This is a genomic window from Mycobacterium sp. TH-M11 (genome assembly GCF_057473725.1).
On the sequence record NZ_JBYCLD010000266.1, the window covers coordinates 1 to 7800 of the forward strand.

General features: G+C 65.3%; 7 protein-coding genes. 6 read left to right on the forward strand and 1 reads right to left on the reverse strand.

Annotation, left to right across the window (positions count from 1 at the left end):
* The 4 genes from pruA to AC2VOG_RS10980 all read left to right on the forward strand — a co-directional run.
* The coding region (gene pruA / locus AC2VOG_RS10965) for an L-glutamate gamma-semialdehyde dehydrogenase (RefSeq protein ID WP_486939921.1) at nucleotides 1-1127 on the forward strand (1127 nt) is incomplete at its 5' end.
* Nucleotides 1127-2101, forward strand: a complete 975-nt coding sequence (locus AC2VOG_RS10970) for a proline dehydrogenase family protein (RefSeq protein WP_486939922.1) — start codon at nucleotides 1127-1129, stop codon at nucleotides 2099-2101. The genes pruA and AC2VOG_RS10970, both read left to right, overlap by 1 nt.
* 72 nt (nucleotides 2102-2173) lie before the next feature.
* The gene (locus AC2VOG_RS10975; RefSeq protein WP_486939923.1) at nucleotides 2174-4927 is read left to right on the forward strand and encodes a cation-translocating P-type ATPase; all 2754 of its coding nucleotides are present in this window, start codon (nucleotides 2174-2176) and stop codon (nucleotides 4925-4927) included.
* 46 nt (nucleotides 4928-4973) lie between these two features.
* Entirely contained in the window at nucleotides 4974-5765 is a 792-nt protein-coding gene (locus tag AC2VOG_RS10980) for a ribosome hibernation promotion factor (RefSeq protein WP_486939924.1), read from the forward strand.
* 137 nt (nucleotides 5766-5902) lie between these two features.
* Here AC2VOG_RS10980 and AC2VOG_RS10985 read toward each other — a convergent pair whose 3' ends face one another.
* On the reverse strand, nucleotides 5903-6751 hold the full coding sequence (locus AC2VOG_RS10985) for a universal stress protein (RefSeq protein ID WP_486939925.1): 849 nt from the start codon (nucleotides 6749-6751) through the stop codon (nucleotides 5903-5905).
* 173 nt (nucleotides 6752-6924) lie between these two features.
* On the opposite strand from AC2VOG_RS10985, the gene AC2VOG_RS10990 reads away from it, so the two are divergent.
* On the forward strand, nucleotides 6925-7584 hold the full coding sequence (locus AC2VOG_RS10990) for an SRPBCC family protein (protein WP_486939926.1): 660 nt from the start codon (nucleotides 6925-6927) through the stop codon (nucleotides 7582-7584).
* 19 nt (nucleotides 7585-7603) lie between these two features.
* Nucleotides 7604-7735, forward strand: a complete 132-nt coding sequence (locus AC2VOG_RS10995) for a dsRBD fold-containing protein (RefSeq protein ID WP_486939927.1) — start codon at nucleotides 7604-7606, stop codon at nucleotides 7733-7735.
* The last annotated feature ends 65 nt before the right edge of the window (nucleotides 7736-7800 follow it).

Below are 7800 nucleotides of genomic sequence, written 5' to 3' on the forward strand. Positions count from 1 at the left end.
GGAACCGCACCGACTATCGCCCGTTGGATGGATTCGTCTATGCCATAACGCCGTTCAACTTCACCTCGATTGCGGCCAACCTGCCCACCGCGCCGGCCTTGATGGGGAACACCGTGGTGTGGAAGCCATCGGTGACCCAGACGCTGGCGGCATATCTGACCATGCAACTGTTGGAGGCGGCCGGACTCCCGCCGGGTGTGATCAACATGGTCACCGGCGACGGCTACGCGGTATCGGAAGTGGCGCTGGCGGATCCGCGGCTGGCCGGCATCCACTTCACCGGATCGACGGTCACTTTCCAAAACCTCTGGGGGCAGGTGGGCGCGAACATTGCTCGTTACCAGAGCTATCCGCGGCTAGTGGGGGAGACCGGCGGGAAGGACTTCGTGCTTGCGCACCGCTCCGCGCGACCGGATGCGTTGTGCACCGCGCTGATCCGTGGGGCGTTCGACTATCAGGGTCAGAAGTGTTCGGCGGCCTCACGGGCGTTCGTCGCCCACTCGGTCTGGCGGCAGATGGGGGACGACTTCCTGGCGGCGACCGCGGAATTGCCGTTCGGCGACGTCACCGACCTCACCAACTTCGGCGGTGCGCTGATCGACCGGCGGGCGTTCGGCAAGAATGTCGCGGCCATCGAACGCGCGAAAAGCGCGCCCGGGGTGACGATCGCGGTCGGCGGCGAATACGACGACAGCGAAGGCTATTTCGTGCGCCCCACGGTCCTGCTGTCCGATGATCCCACCGACGAAACATTTGCCACCGAGTATTTCGGCCCGCTGCTGTCGGTCTACGTCTATCCCGACAACGAGTTCGACCGCGTGCTCGACGTCATCGACGTTGGCTCACGGTACGCGTTGACCGGGGCGGTGATCGCCGACGATCGCGGCGCGGTGCGGACGGCGCAGAACCGGCTTCGGTTCGCGGCCGGCAACTTCTACGTCAACGACAAGCCCACCGGGGCGGTCGTCGGCCGTCAGCCCTTCGGTGGTTCCCGCGGCTCGGGCACCAATGACAAGGCCGGCTCGGCGCAGAATCTGCTGCGCTGGACCTCCCCTCGCTCGATCAAGGAAACCTTCGTTCCGCCCACCGATCACCGCTACCCGCACATGGCCGGGCCGGTGCAATGATGTCTGGCCCCGGTCTGTTCACCAGAACCCTGCGACCCGCAATCCTGGCCGCTGGCCGATCACACGGACTGCAGCACACCGCCGAACGGTTGAAGGTCACCCGCCGGGTGGTCGATCGGTTCATACCAGGCGCGACGCTGGACCAAGCTATCGACAGCACCGCCGCCCTGCGCGATTCGAACCGACTGGTCAGCGTCGACTACCTGGGCGAGCAAGTGATCGACGCCGATGGCGCCAACGCCACCATGACCGCCTACCTCCATTTGCTCGATGCGCTGGGGCGGCGACCGGATGCCGTCCAGCACGGTCTGCGGCCATTGGAGGTGTCGCTGAAGCTGTCGGCGTTGGGGCAGGCGCTGAACCGCGACGGGGAGAAGATCGCGCTCGAACACGCCCATCGCATCTGTGACAGGGCCGAACAGGTCGGCGCCTGGGTGACGGTGGATGCCGAAGACCACACGACGACCGATTCCACCCTGTCGATCGCCACACAGTTGCGCACCGACTATCCCTGGCTGGGTGTGGTGCTCCAGGCCTACCTGCTGCGAACGCCCGGTGATTGCGAGCAGTTGGCCGCCTCCGCCGCCCGGGTCCGACTGTGCAGAGGCGCCTACGACGAGCCGGCCTCGGTGGCCCATCGGGACGTCGCGGCGGTGACGGCCTCGTATCTGCGCTGCCTTCGGGTGCTGATGGCGGGCCCGGGTTATCCGATGGTCGCCACCCACGATCCGGTGATCATCGACGCGGTGCCGGTCATGGCTCGCGAAACCGGACGTGACGCCGATCATTTCGAGTATCAGATGTTGTACGGGGTCCGTGACGCCGAGCAACGCAGGCTTGCGAGCGCTGGTAACCGGGTGCGGGTCTACGTGCCGTTCGGTACCGAGTGGTACGGCTACTTCATGCGGCGGCTGGCCGAGCGACCGGCCAATCTCACGTTTTTCATGCGGGCGCTCATGGAACGGGCTCAGTGAGGGCCGAAGGTCCCCCGTTGCCGATGCCCTCGGTTCCTATCAGGTCCGTGTGGTCGTTGACAGCATGGTGACGTGCGAAGTCAACGTCGTGATTGGGTGGCGCCGCCAGAACTGGACCCGGAAGAAGCCGCCGGTCGCTTGGTACGCGAGTTGCGCAGTGACCGCGTCGGCCTGTCAGATAAGGAGGCGCAGCGGCGCCTGCTCCAGTACGGGCCGAACCAGCTGCAGCGTCGCTCCGGGCCGCAGTGGCCGAAAGCATTGGTGCGACAACTGACTCATCCGCTCGCACTGCTGTTGTGGCTGGCGGCCGGCCTGTTGGTGATCGTCGGGTCCCATGTGGTCGCCGCCGCGGTGGTCTTGATCATCGTGTTGAACGCCGCGTTCTCGTTTGTCCAGGAGCTGCAGGCCGAGCGCGCGGTGGAGGCGCTGGCGAAATACCTACCGCAGCGGGCGAAGGTCGAACGTGACGGCGTGATCACCGAAATCGACGCGTCCGAGCTGGTACCCGGCGACGTCGTGGTCATCGAGGAAGGTGACCGGATCGCGGCCGACATCCGGCTGCTGGCCGGTGCCGTCGAGGTGGACATGTCGGCCTTGACCGGTGAGTCGGTCCCGGCGCTTCGATCGGCGGCCATGACCGACGTGCACGTTCCGTTGCTGGCTGCGCACGACCTGGTGTTCAGTGGAACCAACTGCACGGGTGGGCATGCCCGGGGGATCGCGTTCGCCACCGGCATGAGCACCGAAATCGGACGGATCGCGGCACTGTCGGAACGGATCAAATCCGATGTCAGCCCGCTGGAGCGTCAGGTCAGACGAGCCGCCTGGCTGATCGCCGCGGTGTCGGTGATGCTGGGGCTGTCCTTCATCCCGGTAGCGATCCTGGTTGCCCACCTCACCCCGATCAACTCGATGATCTTCGCGGCGGGCTTGTTGGCGGGCATGGTGCCTGAGGGACTGCTGCCGGTGATCACTCTTGCGCTGGCAGTCGCCGTGCGCGATCTGGCGGGGCGAGGAGCCCTGGTGAAACGGCTCTCGGCGGTCGAAACCCTTGGCTCGACCGATGTGATCTGCACGGACAAGACCGGCACGCTCACCCAAAACCGCATGACAGCCGTTGCCGCCTGGACCGCCGCGGGCCGGATCGATCTCGATCCAGACACGCTGGCGAACAAGCCGCAAAAGTCTCGTGCGCTGGAGTACTTAGGGCACATTGCGGCCCGCTGCAACAATGCTCGTTTCGACGGGAGTACTGGAGCCGTGGGCGATCCGACCGAGATCGCAGTGCTCACGGCGGCCGGGCTGCTCGGGGCGCAGACCGATGCGGCGGTACGAGAGGCCAACCGGCGCTGGCAGTTTCACTTCGATCCCGAGCTCAAGCTGATGTCGACGATCGACCGGTCTGACGACGGATCAGCCGTCATCGACACCAAAGGCGCACCGGAGGCGTTGCTGCGGCGGTGCAGCCACGTCGTCGACGCCGACGGTAGGTCGCTGCCGCTGGATCGGCCGCAACGACTCCGAATCGAAGAAGCCGTCGATGCCTTTGCCGGACAAGGCTTACGCGTACTCGCCTTCGCCCGGCGAGCGCTGCCCCTCAAAGCACGTCCGCCGCACCGCCGCGCGACTGCTGAGCGGGATCTGTGTTTCGTCGGCTTGATCGCCATGCTCGACCCGCCCAGACCAGGTGTCGTCGACGCCGTCGCGAAATGCCGGGCAGCCGGCATCCGAATCATTGTGATCACCGGTGATCACCCGCTGACCGCCGCCGCCACCGCTGAGCGTATCGGCATCACCGGTCCCCATCCGAAGGTCGTGACCGCCGAAGACTTCGAGCAGCTCACCGAAGACCAACTCGCGGCACTCATCCGGTCGCAGCCGGAAGTCATCTTCGCCCGCGCCTCACCGGAAGCCAAGCTGCACATCGCCGAGGCGTTGCGTTGCGACGGCCATGTCGTCGCGATGACGGGCGACGGCGTGAACGACGCGCCAGCCTTGCGCCGCGCCGATATCGGGGTCGCCATGGGACTATCCGGGACCGACGTGGCGCGGGAGGCCGCGACGATGGTGCTCACCGACGATGATTTCGGCTCGATCGTCACCGCGATCGAGTCCGGCCGCCGCATCTACGACAACGTACGGAAATTCATCGTCTACATCTTCGCGCACGCCGTCCCCGAAGTGGTGCCGTTCCTGCTCTTCGCGCTCAGCGGCGGTGCGATCCCAATCCCGTTGACCATCATGCAACTTCTGGCCTTCGACGTCGGAAGCGAGACGCTCCCGGCGTTGTCTCTGAGTCGCGAGCCGGCCGAGCCGGGCATCATGCAGCGCCCACCGCGGCCCAAGGACGAAGGAGTCATTCGGCTGCCAATGCTATTGCGGGCGTGGTTGTTCCTCGGCCTAATGGTCGCTGCCCTGGCAGCAGTGGGTTACTTCTACACCCTGCTCAGGGCGGGCTGGCGACCCGGAACGCCGGTCGGAGTGGGTAGTCCGCTGCACCACGTTTACCGGCAGGCCACCACCATGACGTTGCTGGGCATGATTGCCGGGCAGATCGGCACGGCTTTCGCGGTACGCACCCAACGCGCCTCGCTGTGGTCTGTCGGTGTGTTCAGCAACCGGTATCTACTTGCCGGCATCACCGCCGAGATCGCACTGGGCGCCGCGTTTGTCTATTTGCCGTTCTTGCGCACAATCCTCGAAACCGACGCGCCATCGCCCTCCGATCTGGTTCTCCTGGTACCGTTTCCGTTCATTGTGTGGGGGGCCGACGAATTTCGTCGCTACCTGTTGCGGCGCTGGAGCAACCGTCACCCGCCGCGATGACCTTGGGCCCTAGCGGCACTCGCCGGGAGCGGCGTAACAACGAACTATGCCAGACAGAACGGCGTTTCCGAATGCATTCGAGATCGACCTGACGACGCACGGGCAGTGGCCCGGCATCGAGGACTACGTGCGGGAGAAGATCGGCCCGCTCGGCCGGCTCGCCCACCAGCCGGTGTTGCACGCCCGAGTCAGGTTGAGCAAACATGCCGACCCGGCGGTGGCGCGCCCGGTGATTGCGCAGGCCAACCTCGACGTCAACGGGCGCTACGTCCGCGCCCAAGTGCAGGGCGAAAACGCGCGCGAGGCGGTCGATCTGCTCGAGGCGCGGCTGTGGCGTCGGCTCGAAAAGCTGAAGAATCGATCAGAACGCAGGCACGGCAACGGATTGCAGGTAGAGCCGCATCACGGATCCGAGACCATAGGTCGGCCCGGTTATTTCCACCGACCGCCGGAGGAACGTCGGATCATTCGGCGGAAGTCGTTCACGCTGGGCAAACACACGCTTGACGAGGCCGCCCAGGAGATGGAACTGCTCGACTACGACTTCCACCTGTTCACCGAGGCGGGTACCGGCCAAGCCAGCGTGCTGTACCGGACCGAGTCGAACGGATACCGGTTGGCTCAGGTCATGCCGTTGCCCGAGCAACTCGCGCCACACGAGCTGCCCGTCACCGTCAGCTCACAGCCGCCTCCCCGAAGCACGATCGCGCGCGCCGTCGAACGCCTTTCGCTGCTGAAAGTGCCTTTCCTGTTCTTCGTCGATGTGGCCGAAGGCCGAGCCGGTGTGCTGTACCAGCGCTACGACGGCCACTACGGGCTGATCTCACCCGCCGGTTAGCCGGATGTGTCCGCCATGACTTCCACGACTGCCCAAAACGTCGGCGACGCAAAGAATGTCGCTGCGCTGTTCGCGAATCGGGTCGCGGCGACGCCGGACAAGGAGGCGTTTCGCCCCCCAAAGCTGTACGACTGAGCTCAGTGCGCGACGACCAGTGCGAAATCGCTGTGGCGCAGGGCCGGATCGGCGGCCGGGCTGACAAGTTGGCGCAACTCGTGGGCCTGGGTGGCTCCGATGACGAGTAACTGGATCGAGTCCGCATGGTCGGTGAGGTAGTTGAGGAACGGTCCGTACTCGACCACGGTGCGCACTGTCACGCCAGGGTAGCGCGGACTCCAGACCGCCGCGTAGCGCTCCAGCATGGCGTGCTTCCGGCGCTCCTGTTCGCTGATTGCAGCGTCGTCTTGCAGGTCGTCCAGCCCGGACTGCCACGCCATCATCAACACCAGCGGGGCCGTTCGACGTCGGGCTTCCTGGAAACCACGCTCGACGGCGAACTCGTCGTCAAGCGACCCGACGACATAGGCCACAACCGATCGCCCTCGGTCAGCTCCGAGGGCGGGGCTGCCGCGGACGACGGCAACCGAGCAATGCGCAGATCGGATCAACTCAGTTGCGGTCGAGCCGAATCCGGCGGGAGTTGACTGCCCGGCTCCGGTGTCGCCGACACAGATCAGCGGGGTCGACTTCGAGACCTGGATCAGCATCGGCACCGGATGCCCTTCGATGATCTCCATCTCGATCTTCACCGTTTTGCCCAGCGCATGGACAGCGTCGTATGCGGCGTACACCGCCTGCTCCCCGGCTTCGAAAGCCACCCGGCATTCGGCTCGGCTGGCGCAAGGATTCACGTCTCTGATGTAAAGCAGCCGCAACGGGAAATCGGTGTCGGCCACTTCGTCCACCGCCCAGCGCGCGGCCCGGAGAGCGGCTTGCGATCCGTCGACACCGACGACGACCGACTTGGGCGGAAAGGATTCCAGCATTAGCACTCCCGTATCTCCATGTCGTGAAAATCCGCTGAAAATAACGCTATTGCGTGCCTGGCATCCGGCCAGGGGGAGATGGTCCTCGCGCGAAGGCCGTTGTTCCCTTTTCCGGCCGGCACCGAGGACCAAAGCCCCTCGCGGCAGAGTGATCCGCTAAGCACACTGGCGTGATGAAGTCCGCGTCGAGTCGGATGGCCAAGATCGCCGCGCTGGCGGGGGGTCTTTATGCCGCACGCCGGTATTACCGCAATTGGGGTACCACCAAAGGAGAATGCAAAACGCGGTTGCCGGGCGACGAGATGCTCGGCGAGCCGGTCATCCAGGTGACCGAAGCGATATGGATCGATTCGCCGCCGACGGTCGTGTGGCCGTTGCTGCTGCGCATGGGGCAGGGGCGGGGCGGCCGCGACAGCCGACGCGTCCTCGAGAATGTGGCCGGCCTTCAGCTGCAGGAGTCCGAACGCGGCGATCCGGACTGGAAACCATGGGCGGTGGGAGATATCCTGCGCCTCAAGCCCAATGGGTGGATGTGGTTGCGCGACGGGCTGGCGCTTCGGGTCGAGGCGATCAGGCCCGAGCATGACATCGTGCTGCGGGCCATCTCGCCGAACCTGCCTAACGTCGTGTGGTCATTCCAGCTGCAGCCGCACTGGGCGACCCACACGCGATTGCTCGCCCGGGCTCGGGTCGGTCTGCGGCATCCCGGTGAGGTGGTCGCCGTCGAACTAGCGCGGCCGGCTATCGCCCTGTTGATCCGGAAAGTGTTGCTGCGCATCAAAGCTCGGGTGCAACACCAGTACAATGCCCGCGCGACCGCGGATTTCGCCTAATAGCAGCAGAGGTATGACGATGACCGATCACGAGCACGCCAAGAAGACGCTCGCGCGGGCATTGTCTGATCTTGCCCACCAACTCTTCAAGCTGACACTCAGTGATATCGAAGCCGCCACCCACAAACCGGTCACTCATGTGCATCTCTGAGGGGATCGCGGTGGCGCTGACATCGTTGTCGGCCGTGTCGGCCCGGATATCGCCGGGGGCGGGGC